This is a genomic window from Modestobacter versicolor, from assembly GCF_014195485.1.
In the GTDB taxonomy this organism is placed as follows: domain Bacteria; phylum Actinomycetota; class Actinomycetes; order Mycobacteriales; family Geodermatophilaceae; genus Modestobacter; species Modestobacter versicolor.
Genome location: NZ_JACIBU010000001.1, coordinates 2,406,081 through 2,421,632 on the forward strand (window position 1 = coordinate 2,406,081; position 15,552 = coordinate 2,421,632).

The following is a 15,552-nucleotide window of genomic DNA, read 5'->3' on the forward strand; positions in this document are numbered from 1 at the left end:
GGGGCTGACGCCCCGCTCGGCCCGGTGAGAGGGTGGCGGACGTCTCTGTCGTCTGGTTGGAAGGACCCCGACTCACGTGAGTGGCCCCCTGGACGGCGTCCTCGTCGTCGACCTGACCCGCGCCCTGGCCGGACCGCACGCCGGGATGATGCTCGGCGACCTCGGCGCCCGGGTGATCAAGGTGGAGAGCCCCGGGAGCGGGGACGACAGCCGCGGCTGGGGCCCGCCGTTCGTCCAGCCCGAGGGGGCGGGCCGCGAGTCCACCTACTTCTTCTCCGCCAACCGGAACAAGGAGTCGATCACCCTCGACCTCAAGGACCCGGGTGACAAGGAGGTGCTCACCGAGCTGGTGCGCCGGGCCGACGTCCTGCTGGAGAACTTCCGCCCCGGCACCCTGGCCCGCCTCGGCTTCGGCACCGACGTGCTGGCCGAGCTGAACCCGCGGCTGGTGACCCTGGCGATCAGCGGCTTCGGCCACGACGGCCCGGAGGGACAGCGGGCCGGGTACGACCAGATCGCCCAGGGCGAGGCCGGGCTGATGTCGCTGACCGGCTCGGGCCCCGAGGACCCGCAGAAGGTCGGCGTCCCGATCGGTGACCTGCTGGCCGGCATGTACGGCGCCTACGGCGTGCTCGCCGCGCTGGTCGAGCGGGAGCGGACCGGGCGCGGGCAGGTGGTGCGCACCTCGCTGCTCGCCGCCGTCGTCGGCGTGCACGCCTTCCAGGGGACCGCGTACACCGTGGGCGGCCAGGTCAACCGCGGCCAGGGCAACCACCACCCCTCGATCGCCCCCTACGGCCTGTTCCGCTGCGCGGGCGGGAGCGTGCAGCTCTCCTGCGGCAGCGAGGGCCTGTGGCGGCGGCTGTGCGCCGAGTTCGGCTTCGACCCCGAGGCGCCGGGGATGGCGACCAACGGCGAGCGGGTGGGCAACCGGCAGCAGGTGATCGAGCTGCTGGAGACGGCGTTCGCGGAGATCCCGGCCGCGGAGCTGCTCGCCCGGCTGGACGCCGCCGGGGTGCCCGCGGGCAAGGTGCGCACCCTGGACGAGGTCTACGCCTGGGAGCAGACGCTCTCCCAGGGCCTGGCGATCTCCGTCGACCACGCCACCGCCGGCCCGCTGACGCTGCCCGGCCCGCCGCTGCGGTTCTTCGCCCCCGGCGCCGAGGGCGAGGTCGAGACCACCCGCCGCGACCACACCCCGCCGCCGGTGCTCGGCGCCGACGGCGACGCGATCCGCGCCTGGCTGTCCGGTGCGCCCGACGGCGTCCCCCAGCCGGCCGGTGACGACGTCGAGGACGGGCACGCCACGTGAGCGGGCCCGCGGGCACGGCCGCGCCGACCACCCGGCCGGCCCGGATGGACGCGCGGGCGCTGCGCGACCTGGTGCTCGACCCGGGGTCCTGGCGCTCCTGGGACACCCCGGTGCCCCCGCGCGCGGTCGACGACGACTACGCCCGCGACCTCGCCCGGGCGGCGGAGAAGACCGGGCAGGACGAGGCGGTGGTCACCGGGGAGGGGACGCTGCGCGGCCGCCGGGTCGCCGTCGTCGCCGGGGAGTTCGGCTTCCTGGCCGGCTCCATCGGGGTGGCCACCGCCGAGCGGCTGATGACGGCGGTCGAGCGGGCCACCGACGAGGGCCTGCCGCTGCTGGCCTCACCGGTCTCCGGCGGCACCCGGATGCAGGAGGGCACCGTCGCCTTCCTGCAGATGATCGGCATCACCGCGGCGATCGCCCGGCACAAGGAGGCCGGGCTGCCCTACCTGGTCTACCTGCGCGGGCCGACGTTCGGCGGGGTGCTGGCCTCGTGGGGCTCGCTGGGTCACGTGACGATCGCCGAGCCGGGGGCCGCCGTCGGCTTCCTGGGGCCGCGGGTCTACGAGGCGCTGTACGGCGAGCCCTTCCCCGAGGGCGTGCAGACCTCGGAGAACCTCGCCGCGCACGGGCTGATCGACGGGGTCGTCCCGGTCGACGAGCTGGCCGACGTCGCCGACCGGGCGCTGCGGGTGCTGGCTGCCCGGGAGACCTGGCACCGCGGCACCGCGGTGGAGGGGCCGGTCGAGGGCGACGGCACCGACGCCGACGACCCGGAGGACGGGCGCACCGCGTGGGACGTCGTCACCGCCTCGCGGCGGGCCGACCGGCCGGGGGTGCGGCAGCTGCTGCGCACCGCGGCGACCGACGTCGTCACCCTCAACGGCACCGGCGCCGGCGAGTCCGACCCCGGGTTGCTGCTGGCGCTGGCCCGGTTCGGCGGGGCGCCGTGCGTGGTGCTGGGCCAGGACCGGCGCGGGCAGTCGCTGTCGGCGCCGCTGGGCCCGGGGGCGCTGCGCGAGGCGCGGCGCGGGATGCGATTGGCCGACGAGCTCCGGCTGCCGCTGCTCACCCTGATCGACACCCCGGGGGCCGCGCTGTCGGTGGCCGCCGAGGAGGGCGGGATGGCCGGGGAGATCGCCCGCTGCCTGCAGGACCTGGTGGTGCTGCGGGCGCCGACCCTGGCGGTGCTGCTCGGGCAGGGCACCGGCGGGGGCGCGCTGGCGCTGGTGCCCGCCGACCGGGTGCTGGCCACGGCGAACGGCTGGCTGGGGCCGCTGCCGCCGGAGGGCGCCTCGGCGATCGTGCACCGCACGGTCGACCGGGCCGACGAGATGGCGGCGTCCCAGGGCGTGCGGGCCACCGACCTGTGGCGGGCCGGCATCGTCGACCGGGTGGTGCCCGAGCGGCCCGACGCCGCCGACGAGCCGGTGGAGTTCTGCCGCCGGCTGGGCCGGGTGCTCGCCGAGGAGCTGGCCGGGCTGCTGGGCCGGGACGACGTCGAGCGGCTGCGCAGCCGGACCCGGCGCTGGCGGCACCTCGGCCGCTGACGCCGGGTGTCCCACCCGGCCGCCAGGATGGCGGCGTGGACACCCGTGCGATCCGCCGGTTCAAGCCCGACCCGGGCGCCCCGCCGCCGACCCGCGCGCAGCGGGGCACCTGGCCGCTGACGGTGCCGGCGGTGGCCCAGCTCCTCGCCGAGGGGCTGGAGCTGCCGGCCGGGCCGCTGGTGCTGGTCGGCGAGAACGGGTCGGGCAAGTCCACGGTGATGGAGCTGCTCGCGGTCACCCTCGGGCTCAACCCCGAGGGCGGCTCGGTCAACACCCGGTTCAGCACCCGGGCCAGCGAGCCGGAGTCGCAGGGCCTGGTGGTCGAGCGGAGCCCCGGGGCCTCCCGCTGGGGGGTGTTCCTGCGCGACGAGACGCTGCACGGGCTGTACTCGTACCTGGAGAGCCTGCCCGGCGGGCCCGACGTCGACTACCACGCGCTCTCGCACGGGGAGGCGTTCCTGGAGGTGCTCACCCGGCGGGCGCGGGGTGGCGGCACCTACCTGCTCGACGAGCCCGACGCGGCGCTGTCCTTCGGCGGCAGCCTGGCGCTGGTCTCGGTGCTGCTGGACCTGGCGGCCGCGGGTGCGCAGGTCGTCGTCGCCACCCACTCCCCCGTCGTCGCCGCCCTGCCCGGCGCGCAGCTGCTGGAGGTCGGCGACTGGGGCCTGCGGCCGGCCCGCTGGGAGGACCTCGAGCTCACCCGGAGCTGGCGGCACTTCCTCGACGAGCCGGCGGCCTACCTACGCCACCTGCGCTGACGCCGCCGGAGCCAGACCCCAGGCGTCGGCGAGCAGCTCCAGGCTGCGCACCCGCTCGGCCACCCCGTGGGTCGACGCGGTGACCATCAGCTCGTCGGCACCGGTGTCGGCGGCCAGCTGCCGGAGCTCCGCGACGGCCCGCTCCGGCCCGCCGATGATCGCGTTGCTCGGCATCGCCTCGGCCGCGGCCCGCTCGGGGTCGTCGGCCGCCTCGGCCAGCGAGGGCACCGGGCGCAGCCGGTTGGTGCGGATCGACAGCCGCATCAGCTGCCCGGGCAGCGCCAGCCGGCGGGCCTGCTCGTCGTCCTCGGCGACCAGCGTGTTCGCCGTGACGATCGCGTACGGGCGGTCCAGCACGGGCGAGGCCTGGAACGCCTCCCGGTAGAGGGTCAGCGCGGCCACCGTGTTCGGGCTGCCGAAGTGGTGGGCGAAGGTGAACGGCAGGCCGAGCTGACCGGCCAGCTGCGCGGAGAAGCCGCTGGACCCGAGCAGGGTCACCCGGGGCGCGGAGACCGCCGCCGGCGTGGCGGTGAACCGCTCGGCCAGCCCGCCCTCGACCCGCTCGTCACCGAACAGGCCGAGCAGGTCGACCACGTTCTGCGGGAAGTCCTCGGCCGACAACGCCTTCGGGTCGCGGCGCAGCGCCAGCGCGGTGTGCTGGTCGGTGCCCGGCGCCCGGCCGATGCCCAGGTCGATCCGGCCCGGGTGCAGCGCCTCCAGCAGCGCGAACTGCTCGGCGACCACCAGCGGGGCGTGGTTGGGCAGCATCACCCCGCCGGAGCCGACGACGATCCGCTCGGTGACCGCGGCCAGGTGCGCGATGAGCACCGGCGGGTTCGTGCTGGCCACGGCCGGCATGTTGTGGTGCTCGGCCACCCAGATCCGGCGGTAGCCCAGCCGGTCGGCGGTCTGCGCGACGGCGACCGTGCCGGCCAGTGCGTCGGCGGTGGTCTGCCCGGACCCGACAGTGGCCAGCTCGAGCACGGACAGCGGCAGCGGGGTCTCGGTCATCACCGACCGCAACGCCGGGCCGGCGGTGCGGCTTCCCGCGCGATCAGCCGACCTCGGGGACCCGCAGCGTGTGGTCGGGGTCCAGCCGCTCCAGGACGACGGTCAGCACGTCACCCAGCGCCTCGGTCTGCGCCGGGGTCAGGCCGGCGAACAGCGCCTCCCGGACGGCGGAGACGTGCCCTGGGGCGACCCGCTGGACGACGTCCCAGCCCTCGTCGGTGAGCACGGCGAGGTTGCCGCGGCGGTCCTCGGTGGCCCGCTCGCGCCGCACCCAGCCGCGCTCCTCGAGCCGGGCGACGGTGTGCGAGAGCCGGCTCTGCGACTGGTTGGCGGTGCGGGCCAGGTCGCTCATCCGGCGGCTGCGGTCCGGTGCCTCCGACAGCATGGCCAGCACCACGTAGGCGGCGTGGGTGAGCCCGGCGTCGCGCTGCAGCTGTGCGTCGAGGGTGTGCGGCAGCAGCTCGGTGACCGCCAGCCAGGCGCGCCAGGTGCGCTGCTGCTGCTCGTCGAGCCACTCCTGCGCCACGGCTGGACCGTACCGGCCGTGCCCGGGCGGGCGCCGGTGTGAGCGGGCGCACTCACCCGCCACGGGTCCCCGGCGTGGACGGCGGGTGGGCCGACGGCGCATCATTGGCAGTCGCCAGGGCCGAGTGCCAGCCCCGGCTCGGACACCGACGAGGAGTTCCCAGCACCGTGCCCACCTACCAGTACGTCTGCACCAACCCCGAGGGCAAGCACGAGTTCGAGGTCGTGCAGTCGTTCACCGACCCCGCGGTGGCCACCTGCCCGGAGTGCGGCGCCCCGGTGCGCAAGGTCTACGGCTCGGTCGGCGTGGTCTTCAAGGGGTCGGGCTTCTACCGCACCGACAGCCGCAAGGCCGAGAGCTCCTCCGCCCCCGCGGCCAGCAAGGAGTCCTCCACCACCAAGGAGTCCTCCAGCAGCAGCAACGGCAGCAAGGAGTCCTCGAGCTCCAGCTCGTCGACGAGCTCGTCGACGACCCCGAGCACCGGCGGCAAGGCCGCCAACTGACCCGGCACGGACGACGGCGGCGCGCTGCCGCGCGTCCACAGCGGGCACACCGGTCCACAGACCGGCGCTGAGGCCCCGCGCTCCCCGCCGCACCGCCCACGCTGGTCGGGTGCCCCGCCTCCGCCGCCCCCGGTCGCCGGTGCACCTGCTCCGGCAGGTCGCCGCCGCCTCGCTCGCCTGCCTGGCGCTGGTGCTCGCGCTGCGGCCCCCGCCGCCGGCCACCGGCGCCGAGCCCACCTCGCCGGTCGCGGTCGCCGCGGCCGACCTGCCCGCCGGCACCGTGCTGGCCCCCGGCGACCTGGCGGTCGTCCGGCTGCCGGCCGGGGTCCTGCCGGGTGGGGCGGCTGCCGACGCCGAGGAGCTCACCGGTCAGCTGCTCGCCGCCCCGGTGCGCGCCGGAGAGCCGGTCACCGACGTCCGCGTCGTCGGCCCGGGGCTGTGGTCCGCGGTGCCGGCCGGGCTGGTCGCCGCGCCGGTGCGGCTGGCCGACCTCGCGGTGGCCGGCCTGCTCCGCGCCGGCGACCGGGTCGACGTGCTGGCGGCGCCCGGCGACGCCCTGACCGCGACCGGCGACGCTGCCGCAGCGGGGGTGCTCGTCGTGGCCGAAGGCGCGCTGGTGGTCGCGGTCCCGGCCGGCGAGGCGCCCGGCGCGGTCGCGGACGGCGGGCTGCTGGTGCTCGCCGTCCCACCGGACACCGCGCAGCAGCTCGCCGCTGCCGGGGCTGCGGGCTCCCTCACCGTTACGCTCGGCCGGCCGTGATCATGGGGCCACGCGCCGTCGCCCCCACGACCGAGGGGTACCGCGTTGCTCAAGAACGTCGCCAAGGGCTTCAAGGACTTCCTGCTCCGCGGGAACGTCGTCGAGCTCGCCGTCGCGGTCGTCATCGGCGCGGCCTTCACCGCCGTGGTCAGCTCGTTCACCGAGTCGTTCCTGCAGCCGCTGATCGGCCTGGTCGGTGGCGGCGGGGTCACCGGCGGCACCAGCACGGTCAACGGGCAGGTCTTCCGCTGGGGCGACTTCATCAACCAGGTCATCACCTTCGTGCTGACCGCGGCGGTCATCTACTTCATCGTCGTGCTGCCGCTCAAGACGATCGCGGAGCGCCGCAGGCGCGGCGAGGAGGCCGGTCCCGCCGCGCCCACCCAGGTGGAGCTGCTGGCCGAGATCCGTGACCTGCTGCGCGCCCAGCAGGGGCTCGACCCCGCAACCGAGGAGGAGAGCGGCCGGCACGCCTCCACCGGCGAGTTCCGCCGCCCCGTCCAGCCGTAGGCGACGGGCTGGAACGGCCTCGCTGCAGGGGCCCGCGCCGAGCTCGCGAGGCGTGGGGGGCAGCGAGGTCCTCCTACCAGTGCGGGGGGCGGTCCTCCAGGTAGCGGCGGTCGTCGTCGTCCGGGTCGGCCGGCCGCTCGCCCCAGCCGACGTCGCTGTCGTCGGGCGCCCGCTCCGGGCGCACGCTCGACGTGGTCTCGTCCCGCCGCGGCTCGACCGCCGGCTGCTCGGGTGCTGACTGCGCGGGTGCTGGCTGCTCGGGTGCTGGCACGCCACCGACGATAGGTGGGCCAGGGGTCAGTCCAGCGGCTGACCCAGGCCCTCCAGCACCTCGGCGCCGGGCAGCGCGGCGAGCACGGCGCCGGGCACCGCGAGCTTGCTGCCCCGGGTGCCCGAGCCGATGACGACCAGCTCGCTGGCCGCCACCGCGGCGTCGACCAGCACCGGCCAGGACGACGGCAGGCCGACCGGGGTGATCCCGCCGTAGGCCATGCCGGACTCGGCGACGGCCACGTCCTGCGGCGCGAACGACGCCTTGCGGGCACCCAGGTGCCGGCGCACCAGCCCGTTCACGTCCGCCCGGGTGGTGGCCAGCACCAGGCAGGCAGCGAGCGTCGTCTCCCCCGCACGCCGGGCGGCGACCACCACGCAGTTCGCCGACGCCGCGGCCGGCACGCCGTAGACGTCGGTGAAGGCAGCGGTGTCGGCCGCGTCGTCGTCGATGGCGGCGACCCACACCGGGCCGGCGAGCCCGGGGACCGCGGCGGCGACCGGGCCGCCGAGCAGGTCCAGGTGCTCGTGCGCCGGCAACCAGGTGAGCGAGCCGAGCTGCGGTGCGGTCATGCCCTGATCGTGCGTCACCGGTCGGTCGCCCCGCCGCCCGGGTCAGCACCTCCCCGCGCTGTCGTCGCGGGGCGGTCCGGGTGAGGATGGCGGCCATGATCGGTCAGCTGCACTCCGTGGTCATCGACGCCCCCGACCCGCACGCCCTGGCGACCTTCTACGCCGGCGTGCTGGGCATGGAGGTCAAGGGCCAGCCGGGCGACGACTGGGTGGTGGCCACCGGCGCCGGCTACCGGCTCGCCTTCCAGGCGGCGCCGGACCTCACACCCCCGGACTGGCCCGACCCGGCCCGCCCGCAGCAGTTCCACCTCGACATCCGGGTCGCCGACGTCGACGTCGCCGAGCCGCAGGTGCTCGAGCTGGGCGCCCGCCGGCTGCCCGGGGGCGGCGGCGACTTCCGGGTCTACGCCGACCCGGTCGGGCACCCGTTCTGCCTCGTCTGGGACGCGGCGTGACCGACCCGACCGCGACGAGCGCCTTCGTCGACGCCACCGGCCTGGAGCTCACCGAGGTCACCGGCACCCGGGTGGCCGGGCAGGTCGAGGTCGGCCCGCAGCACCACACGCCCTGGGGCGTCGTGCACGGCGGCGTCTACTGCACGATCGTGGAGTCCGCGGCCAGCCTGGGGGCGAGCGCCGCGGTGGCCGACCGCGGTCAGTTCAGCGTCGGCGTCTCGAACAGCACCGACTTCCTCCGGCCGATGACCGCCGGCCGGCTGGACGTCGTCGCCGAGCCGGTGCAGCAGGGGAAGACGCTGCAGCTGTGGCTGGTCACGATGACCCGCGAGGACGGCAAGCTCGTCGCCCGCGGGCAGGTCCGGCTGCAGAACGTGCCGCTGCCCGGGGCGTGATCGACCGCGTCGACCGGGCGGTCGCCGCCGCGGTGGCGGTGGCCGGCGCGCACGGGGTGGTCAGCGCCGACCCGGTCGTGCTGTCCGACGGGGTGAACCTCGTCCTCCACCTGCGACCGGCGCCGGTGGTCGCCCGGGTCGCCACGCTGACCCCGCTGCTCCGCCCGGACGTCGCCCGCCAGCCGCGCCGCGACCTCGCGCTGGCCGCTGCCCTGGCGGCGGCCGGGGCACCGGTGCTCACCCCGTCGGACCTGCTGCCGCCCGGGCCGCACGAGCACGGCGGGCTGACCCTGTCGTTCTGGCGGTACGCCGAGCTGCTGCCCGAACGGCCCACGCCGGCCGTCGCGGGCCGCACACTCGCCGAGCTGCACACCGTGCTCGCCGACGTCGTCCCCGGCTGGGACGGCGACCCGCTGGACACCCCGCTCGGCGACCTGGCCGTCTTCCTCGAGCGCGGGGTGGAGCTCGGCGCGCCCGCACCGCTGGTCGCCGCCACCGGGGAGCTGCTCGGCGAGCTCCGGCCCCGGCTGGCCGGCCCGGTGCAGCCGCTGCACGGCGACGCCCACCCGGGCAACCTGCTGCGGACGGCGGGCGGCTGGGTGTGGGCCGACCTGGAGGACACCTGCCGGGGCCCGCGGGGCTGGGACCTCGCCTGCCTGCTGCGGACCAGCCGGCTGGACGGCCGGGCGGCGCTCGACGCGGTGCCGGACCGCCCCGGCGACGACGAGGTGGCTCCGTTCGGGTGGCTGCGCGCGCTGCACGCTTCCGCCTGGTGGTTCGTGCACGCGGTGCGGGTGCCCGAGCACCTGCCGGCGGCCCGGGAGCAGCTGACCGCCGCCGTGGCGGAGGTCAGCGCAGGCCTGCGGGGAGCGCCTCCGGGTCGAGGGTGACCCGGAACAGCGCGCGGGGGTCCTGCAGGGTCGCCGGTGGCCGGGCCGCCGAGCGGGGCACGACGTGGGAGAACCGGGCCGGCCGGCGGTGCGGGAGCAGCTCGCGGCCGGCGAAGGCGTAGCCGCCGACGACCTCGCCCAGCAGCAGCCCCGCACCGTGCTCGACCGGCAGCCCCACCAGGTCACCGGGGGCCATCTCGTCGAGCAGCGCCGAGAGCTGGCGCAGGTCCTTGGCCGGGCGTCGTCCGGAGAGCTCCTTGGACAGCGCCCGCAGCTCGGCGGCCGAGAGCCCAGTCGCGTCGACGTCCACCCCGGACTGGACGCCCAGCCCGACGATGCCGCTGGCCAGCGCGGCCCCCAGCTCGTTGTGCGCGCGGGGCCGCACGACCCAGACCGGCGTGCCCTCCGGTGCGGGGGCGGGCGGGACGTCGTCCGAGCCCGGCCACCTGTACGGCAGGTCGTCGGGGTCGCCCGGGAACCGGGAGCGGTAGAACTCCGGGTCCTTGGCCAGCAGGTTCGAGCGGTGCGAGAGGTGCAGCTGCTCGTCGCCGACCCAGCTGGGCAGCAGCCCGGCGGCGGCAGCCTCCTGCTGGGTCATCCCCGCCGCGTCGGGGGCGAACTCGGCGATGAGGGTCTCGGTGGTGTCGGCGAAGCCGCGCTCCCGCCAGACCCGCACCATCGCCAGCGAGTACACGACCAGCCCCGCGGTGTGCCCGCGCCACATGGTGACGACCGGGTGGTTGGCCCAGCCGTAGTCGGGCAGCTCGAGCGCGCGCAGCACCTGCAGGCACTCGACGCGCTGCTTGCCGAGCCGGGGGTTGTCCAGGAGGCGGGCGGACTCGGTGAAGTCGGCGACCGGCAGGAAGGTCTGCATCGCCGTCCAGTCTGGTTCAGCCGTCGAGCTGGTGCAGTGCGGTCTCCCAGCGGTCGCGCCGCTGCACCTCGTCCTGCTCCCACCAGGCGGTGCCGCGCTCGCCGAGCCCGGTCTTGGCCAGCTGCACCCGGGCCCGGGCGGCGGCCACCGCGGCGTCGTCACCGCGGGAGGTGCGCACCGCCGAGCGGGCCACCCCGAGGTGGTGCAGCAGCCGGGCCCGGACGTCGTCGGGCAGCGCCGGGTCCGCCGTCCGCCAGCGCCGCCCGTCGACGACGATCCAGCGGCCGTCCTCGGTGTGCTCGACCTCGCGGCTCACCCGAGCCGGCGGGCCAGCTCGGGCAGCACCGCACCCAGCGGGGCGTCCACCTTGACGTCGGCCTTCGCGTCGCCGCGGGTCGGCCCGGAGTTCACGATCGCCACCGGGATGCCGCGCTTGGCGGCGGCGATGACGAACCGGTAGCCGCTCATCACGGTCAACGACGAGCCCAGCACCAGCAGCGACCGGGCCCGCTCGACCAGCCCGAAGCAGTGGTCGACCCGGTCACGGGGCACCGTCTCGCCGAAGAAGACGACGTCGGGCTTCAGCGGGCCGCCGCCGCAGGCCAGGCAGTCGACCATCACGAACCCGTCGAGCGCCTCGTCGGGCAGCTCGACGTCACCGTCGGGGTTGACCTCGTCGGTGACGTCCGGCCGGAACCCGGGGTTGGCCGCCCGGAGCCGGACGTCGAGGGCTGCCCGGTCGGCGACGTCGCCGCAGCCCAGGCAGACGGTGCGGTCCAGCCCGCCGTGCAGCTCGACGACGTCGCGGGCACCCGCGGCCTGGTGCAGCCCGTCGACGTTCTGGGTGATCACCTCGCCGACCGCACCGCACTGCTGGAGGGCGGCGACCGCCCGGTGGCCGTCGTTCGGGCGGGCCTCGCCGATCTGCCGCCAGCCGACGAAGCTGCGTGCCCAGTAGCGGTGCCGGCCACGCGGGTCGCGGGTGAAGGTCTGCCAGGTCATCGGGGTGTGCCGGCGCAGCGACCCGGTCACGCCCCGGTAGTCGGGGATGCCGGAGTCGGTGGAGAGGCCCGCGCCGGACAGCACCAGCGCACCGCCGTCGGCGAGCAGGTCGGCGAGGGCGGGCACGCCCTCGACCGTGGTGGGGACTGCGGTCACGCCCCCCATGGTCCCTGCGTAACGGTGCCCGCGCCCGCCCGTCAGCAGACGGGGGTGAGCACCCCGCCGCCGACCAGCAGCGCCGTCACCCGGTCGGCGTCCAGGGCCGGGGCGAACAACCAGCCCTGCGCGGTGCGGCAGCCCAGCCGGAGCAGCGCGTCGCGGTGCTCCTCGGTCTCCACGCCCTCGGCGACGACGGAGAGGCCGGCGGCCTCGGACAGCGCCACGACCGCGCGCACGATGCCGACCCCCAGCGGGCGCGCTCCGGCGTCCCCACCGAGGTCCCGGACGAAGGAGCGGTCGATCTTGAGGGTGTCGACGGGCAGGTCGCGCACGTGGGCGAGGTTGGAGTAGGACACCCCGAAGTCGTCGAGCACAAGGCTCACCCCGGCGTCCTTGAGCCGGTGCAGCTCGCGCAGCTGCCCCGGCGTCCGCTCCAGGTTCTCGGTGACCTCCAGCCGGAGGTGCCCGGCCGGCACGCCGTGCCGGCGCATCGAGGCGACCACCCGGTCGACGAAGGCCGGGTCGTCGAGCTGGACCGCCGACAGGTTCACCGAGGCGCGCAGCTGCTCGGCGTCGGGCAGCGCCCGCCAGGCCGCCAGCTCGCGGCAGGTCTCCTCGACCACCCAGTCCCCGATGGCCGCGATCACCCCGGTGTCCTCGGCCAGCGGCACGAAGACGTCCGGCGGGACGTCGCCCAGGGTCGGGTGCCGCCAGCGCAGCAGCGCCTCGACACCCTCGATGCGGCCGCCGGCCAGGGCCACGATCGGCTGGAACTGCACCCGCAGCTCCTCCCGGGCCAGCGCGCCCTGCACCTCCTGGCGGAGCGCGAGGCGCTCGACCGACCGCTGCGCGGCGGCGGCGTCGAAGACCTGCACCCGGCCGCGGCCGGCCCGCTTGGCCTCGTACATGGCCGCGTCGGCGTCCCGCAGCAGGTCGCTCACCGCGCCCTCGCCCACCCGGTCACCGAGTGCGCCGCCGACGCTCGCGCCGATCCGCACCGGGTCGCGGCCGAGGTCGCCGCCCAGGCAGAAGGAGCGGCGCAGCGCGGCGAGCATCCGCTCGCCCACGGCGGCCAGCACCTCGCGGTCGGCGTCGTCGGCCAGCACGACCACGAACTCGTCACCGCCGAGCCGGGCCAGCAGGTCACCCGGGCGGACGCACTCGCGCAGCCGGTCGGCCACCTGGCGGAGCAGGTCGTCGCCGGCCTCGTGGCCGAGCCGGTCGTTGACCGCCTTGAACTCGTCGAGGTCGCAGAACAGGACGCCGACCGTGCCCGGCGGCCGGGTCGCCAGCCGCTCCTCGAGCACCCGCCGCACCAGCGCGCGGTTGGCCAGGCCGGTGAGCGAGTCGTGGGTGGCCTGCACCCGCAGCTCGTCCTCCAGGCGCCGGCGCTCGCCGATGAACCGGGAGGAGAGCACGGTGCTGCCCTCCTCGCCGGACGACACCGACAGGCCGGTCTCCACCCACGCCCACTCGCCGTCGTCCCCGCCGGTGCTGCCGGCCGCGCCCTGGCGGAGGCGGTGCTCGACCCGGCTGACCCGCGGCCAGGACCCCAGCGCCTGGCGCACCGCGGCCCGGTCGTCGGGGTGGACCCGCTCGACCCAGTCGCAGCCGACCAGCTCGTCGGTCGGCACCCCGAGCCCGCGGGTGTAGGATGGCGAGACCCAGCGCACCGTGCCGCCGGCCTCGACCACGGCGACCATGTCGCTGATCGCGTCGGTGAGCACGCGCAACCGGGCCTCGCTGCCCGCCAGCGCGCGGTAGAGCCGGGCGTTGACCAGCGCGGCGGCGAGCGCCCCGCCCAGCAGCGCGGCAGCGTCGACCGCGGCGGTGGTGAACGCGCCCGGGCGCGGGTCGACGGCGTAGAGCAGCGCCACCGGCTCGCCCTCGACCAGCACCGGGATGCACATCATCGACCGTGCGGCGCCGCGCAGGTCCGTCCCCAGGCGCTCCGGGCCGTCGGCCAGGTCGTGCACCACGGTGGTCTCCCCGCGCAGCGCAGCGGGCCAGGACACCAGGTCGGTCACCGGCCGGGGCCAGCGGGCCTCGTCGTCGACCACCCAGTCGCCGGTGGTGGTGAGGTCGGCGATGCCGTCCTCGACGGTGACCACGCTGGTCCACGCGGCGTCGGAGATCTCGGTCAGCGCGCCGACCGCCTCCGCCAGCAGCGCCTGGGGCTCGAGGTGGCGGGCCAGCCGCGCCCCGGCGACGGCCAGCCGCTCGACGGTCTGCCGGCGTTCGGCGTCCTGCACCGCCGACTGCAGCCGCTCGGCGATCGAGCGGAGCATCAGCAGGTCGGTCGACTGCAGGCCGGTGCCCTCGGCGTACGTCAGCACGAGGGCGCTGCCGCCGGCCGGCTCGCTGTCGACGGGCACGTGGGCGACCCTCCGGACGGCGACCCCGGCCACGACCGGCGCGGGCGTGCCCGCCGGCGGTGACCAGGTGCCCGGCGACCGGGTGCCGAGGAAGCCGGACGCGAGCAGCTCCGGGGGCAGCGTGGCCGGGTGCCCGTCGCCGAACCCGCAGGACGCGACGACCTCCATGCCGGTGGCCGCGGTGCGGCCCCAGAGGACGAGGTCGGCCGAGAAGATCTCCGACAGCGCCTCGACCGCCCGCTCGGCGAGCTGCTCGGGGGTGCCGCCGCGGCCGATCAGGTCGAGCATCCGGACCAGCCCGGCCGACCGCCGGTAGGCCTCCTGGGCGGCTGCCTGCGCCTGCAGCAGCAGGACCCCCTGGGGGTCGCCGGCGGAGCCCGGCCCCGAGGGGGCACCGGGCGCCCACGGGCGCGGGGGCGGGACGACGGCCGCGGTCATCAGAGCGCGAGGGCGGTCAGGGTGGCGTTGTGGACACCACCGGCGCCCCGGGAGCGGGAGAACTCGCCGTAGGTGTACAGGCCGAAGACGGTCGCCTGCCCGGCCTGCTGCTGCAGCCGCTCGATCTCGGCGCCGACCTGCTCGGCCAGCAGCGTCTGGCGGGCCGCGCAGTCGAAGGTCAGCAGGACCCGCTCGTTGCCGGTGACCAGCGACTGGGCGGCGATGTCGTCGACGACGGCCAGCAGGGTGGGCCGGTCGGCGCTCATCACCTGGACGGCGGCGAAGGTGGGCACCGGCTCGAACGTGTTCAGCTCGCCGGACGGCGCGGTGTAGACCGCGCGGACCAGGTGGGAGCCGTCGGGCTGGATCAGCCCGAGGGCGTAGGAGCTCTCGACCACGGAGCCGGCGACGCCCTGCTGCCGCGCGTCGTCGAGCCCGGTGGCCGCGGCGAAGACCTCGGCGGCCGGGTGCCCGCCGAGCTCGTGGACGACGAGGTCCTCGGCCCGGGTGACCAGCAGCGGCGGGCCGACCGCCGTCCAGCCGTGCGCGGTGGCGACCCGCAGCGGGTGCGGGGAGGCGATCCAGACGCCGATCGCGGCGTCGGTGAGGGCGGTGTCGCCCAGCAGGACGCTGGTCGAGGAGAGCTGCCAGTCGTCGGCGGCCACGCCACCGACGATCGGGACACCGGCGCCCGCCGCCCGGTGGGCACCGGCGACGACGGCCTGCTGGCCGCCCACCAGCCCGTCGGTCAGCAGGAGCAGCGCGGCGTGCGGCAGGTCGTGCTCGCCGGTCGCGGCCCGGGCCTGGCGCACGAGCTCGGCGCCGACCTCGGTCGGCCGTGAGCTCATCCCGCGCGCGGAGCCGACGCCGAACCGGTACTCCCCGCCGGACAGCGCCAGCACGGCGACGCCCCGGCCGGGACCGGTGACGGTGGAGCCGACGAAGTGCCCGACGCTCGTCGACCCGACCAGGGGCGCGTCGCCGGTCACCGACCGGATGCCGGCCAGCAGCTCGGGGAGGTCGTACCGGACGGAGGTGAACACCAGCACCAGGTCCGGGGTGCCGGGCAGCCCGGCCACCGCGGCGGTCGCGGCAGCCCGGCCGGCGGCCAGGGCGGACGGGTCCTCGCTGGCGCCGGTGCCGTGCAGGAGTGTGCTCACCCCTCAGGAGTCGACAGTTCCCGAACTCGGC

Annotated in this window: 18 protein-coding genes; 9 read left to right on the top strand and 9 right to left on the bottom strand. The window is 76.6% G+C overall.

Annotated features, from left to right (window positions below):
• The first annotated feature begins 76 nt into the window (after positions 1-76).
• The 3 genes from FHX36_RS11775 to FHX36_RS11785 are packed head-to-tail and all read left to right on the top strand — an operon-like array spanning position 77 to position 3,620.
• Positions 77-1,312: a CaiB/BaiF CoA transferase family protein gene (locus FHX36_RS11775; protein WP_110553599.1), complete on the top strand. Its 1,236-nt coding sequence runs from the start codon at positions 77-79 to the stop codon at positions 1,310-1,312.
• Positions 1,309-2,862: a carboxyl transferase domain-containing protein gene (locus FHX36_RS11780; RefSeq protein WP_343056598.1), complete on the top strand. Its 1,554-nt coding sequence runs from the start codon at positions 1,309-1,311 to the stop codon at positions 2,860-2,862. Before FHX36_RS11775 ends, FHX36_RS11780 begins: the two co-directional genes overlap by 4 nt.
• A 35-nt stretch (positions 2,863-2,897) precedes the next feature.
• A complete protein-coding gene (locus tag FHX36_RS11785) occupies positions 2,898-3,620 on the top strand; it encodes an AAA family ATPase (RefSeq protein ID WP_220036094.1) in 723 nt (240 codons plus the stop codon).
• Here the strand turns inward: FHX36_RS11785 and FHX36_RS11790 are convergent.
• Together FHX36_RS11790 and FHX36_RS11795 are read right to left on the bottom strand one after the other, a co-directional pair.
• Positions 3,603-4,631, bottom strand: a complete 1,029-nt coding sequence (locus FHX36_RS11790; protein ID WP_110554175.1) for an LLM class flavin-dependent oxidoreductase — start codon at positions 4,629-4,631, stop codon at positions 3,603-3,605. The genes FHX36_RS11785 and FHX36_RS11790 overlap by 18 nt on opposite strands.
• Before the next feature lie 43 nt (positions 4,632-4,674).
• A complete protein-coding gene (locus FHX36_RS11795; RefSeq protein WP_220036093.1) occupies positions 4,675-5,157 on the bottom strand; it encodes a MarR family winged helix-turn-helix transcriptional regulator in 483 nt (160 codons plus the stop codon).
• Positions 5,158-5,324: 167 nt separating this feature from the next.
• Between FHX36_RS11795 and FHX36_RS11800 the strand changes: the two genes are divergently transcribed.
• From FHX36_RS11800 to mscL, 3 genes are all read left to right on the top strand, one after another.
• Positions 5,325-5,660 (top strand): FmdB family zinc ribbon protein, encoded by a 336-nt coding sequence (locus FHX36_RS11800; protein WP_110554174.1) that lies wholly within the window; start codon positions 5,325-5,327, stop codon positions 5,658-5,660.
• Positions 5,661-5,769: 109 nt separating this feature from the next.
• A complete protein-coding gene (cpaB, locus tag FHX36_RS11805; RefSeq protein WP_183513759.1) occupies positions 5,770-6,420 on the top strand; it encodes a Flp pilus assembly protein CpaB in 651 nt (216 codons plus the stop codon).
• A 45-nt stretch (positions 6,421-6,465) separates the two neighbouring features.
• On the top strand, positions 6,466-6,930 hold the full coding sequence (gene mscL / locus FHX36_RS11810; protein WP_110550294.1) for a large conductance mechanosensitive channel protein MscL: 465 nt from the start codon (positions 6,466-6,468) through the stop codon (positions 6,928-6,930).
• Between the two features lie 73 nt (positions 6,931-7,003).
• Here mscL and FHX36_RS11815 read toward each other — a convergent pair whose 3' ends face one another.
• Together FHX36_RS11815 and FHX36_RS11820 are read right to left on the bottom strand one after the other, a co-directional pair.
• Positions 7,004-7,201, bottom strand: a complete 198-nt coding sequence (locus FHX36_RS11815; RefSeq protein WP_146251484.1) for a hypothetical protein — start codon at positions 7,199-7,201, stop codon at positions 7,004-7,006.
• Between the two features lie 26 nt (positions 7,202-7,227).
• Positions 7,228-7,773 carry a YbaK/EbsC family protein gene (locus FHX36_RS11820; RefSeq protein WP_110550295.1) on the bottom strand — a complete coding sequence of 182 codons (546 nt, stop codon included), beginning with the start codon at positions 7,771-7,773 and terminating at the stop codon, positions 7,228-7,230.
• Between the two features lie 95 nt (positions 7,774-7,868).
• Here FHX36_RS11820 and FHX36_RS11825 point away from each other — a divergent pair, with 95 nt between their 5' ends.
• The 3 genes from FHX36_RS11825 to FHX36_RS11835 are packed head-to-tail and all read left to right on the top strand — an operon-like array spanning position 7,869 to position 9,513.
• Positions 7,869-8,228, top strand: a complete 360-nt coding sequence (locus FHX36_RS11825; RefSeq protein ID WP_110550296.1) for a VOC family protein — start codon at positions 7,869-7,871, stop codon at positions 8,226-8,228.
• The gene (locus FHX36_RS11830) at positions 8,225-8,623 is read left to right on the top strand and encodes a PaaI family thioesterase (RefSeq protein ID WP_110550297.1); all 399 of its coding nucleotides are present in this window, start codon (positions 8,225-8,227) and stop codon (positions 8,621-8,623) included. The genes FHX36_RS11825 and FHX36_RS11830 overlap by 4 nt, the downstream gene beginning before the upstream one ends.
• The gene (locus tag FHX36_RS11835; protein ID WP_110550298.1) at positions 8,620-9,513 is read left to right on the top strand and encodes a phosphotransferase; all 894 of its coding nucleotides are present in this window, start codon (positions 8,620-8,622) and stop codon (positions 9,511-9,513) included. The genes FHX36_RS11830 and FHX36_RS11835 overlap by 4 nt, the downstream gene beginning before the upstream one ends.
• On the opposite strand, the gene FHX36_RS11840 is transcribed toward FHX36_RS11835, so the two are convergent.
• The 5 genes from FHX36_RS11840 to FHX36_RS11860 are packed head-to-tail and all read right to left on the bottom strand — an operon-like array spanning position 9,473 to position 15,521.
• Positions 9,473-10,387: an MSMEG_6728 family protein gene (locus tag FHX36_RS11840; protein ID WP_110550299.1), complete on the bottom strand. Its 915-nt coding sequence runs from the start codon at positions 10,385-10,387 to the stop codon at positions 9,473-9,475. The genes FHX36_RS11835 and FHX36_RS11840 overlap by 41 nt on opposite strands.
• A gap of 16 nt (positions 10,388-10,403) precedes the next feature.
• On the bottom strand, positions 10,404-10,703 hold the full coding sequence (locus FHX36_RS11845; RefSeq protein WP_110550300.1) for a biopolymer transporter Tol: 300 nt from the start codon (positions 10,701-10,703) through the stop codon (positions 10,404-10,406).
• Complete coding sequence (locus FHX36_RS11850; RefSeq protein WP_110550301.1) at positions 10,700-11,554, bottom strand: NAD-dependent protein deacetylase; 855 nt, start codon at positions 11,552-11,554, stop codon at positions 10,700-10,702. The genes FHX36_RS11845 and FHX36_RS11850 overlap by 4 nt, the downstream gene beginning before the upstream one ends.
• Positions 11,555-11,586: 32 nt before the next feature.
• Complete coding sequence (locus FHX36_RS11855) at positions 11,587-14,361, bottom strand: putative bifunctional diguanylate cyclase/phosphodiesterase (protein ID WP_110550302.1); 2,775 nt, start codon at positions 14,359-14,361, stop codon at positions 11,587-11,589.
• Positions 14,361-15,521, bottom strand: a complete 1,161-nt coding sequence (locus FHX36_RS11860; protein ID WP_110550303.1) for an FIST signal transduction protein — start codon at positions 15,519-15,521, stop codon at positions 14,361-14,363. The genes FHX36_RS11855 and FHX36_RS11860 overlap by 1 nt, the downstream gene beginning before the upstream one ends.
• Positions 15,522-15,552: the final 31 nt, after the last annotated feature.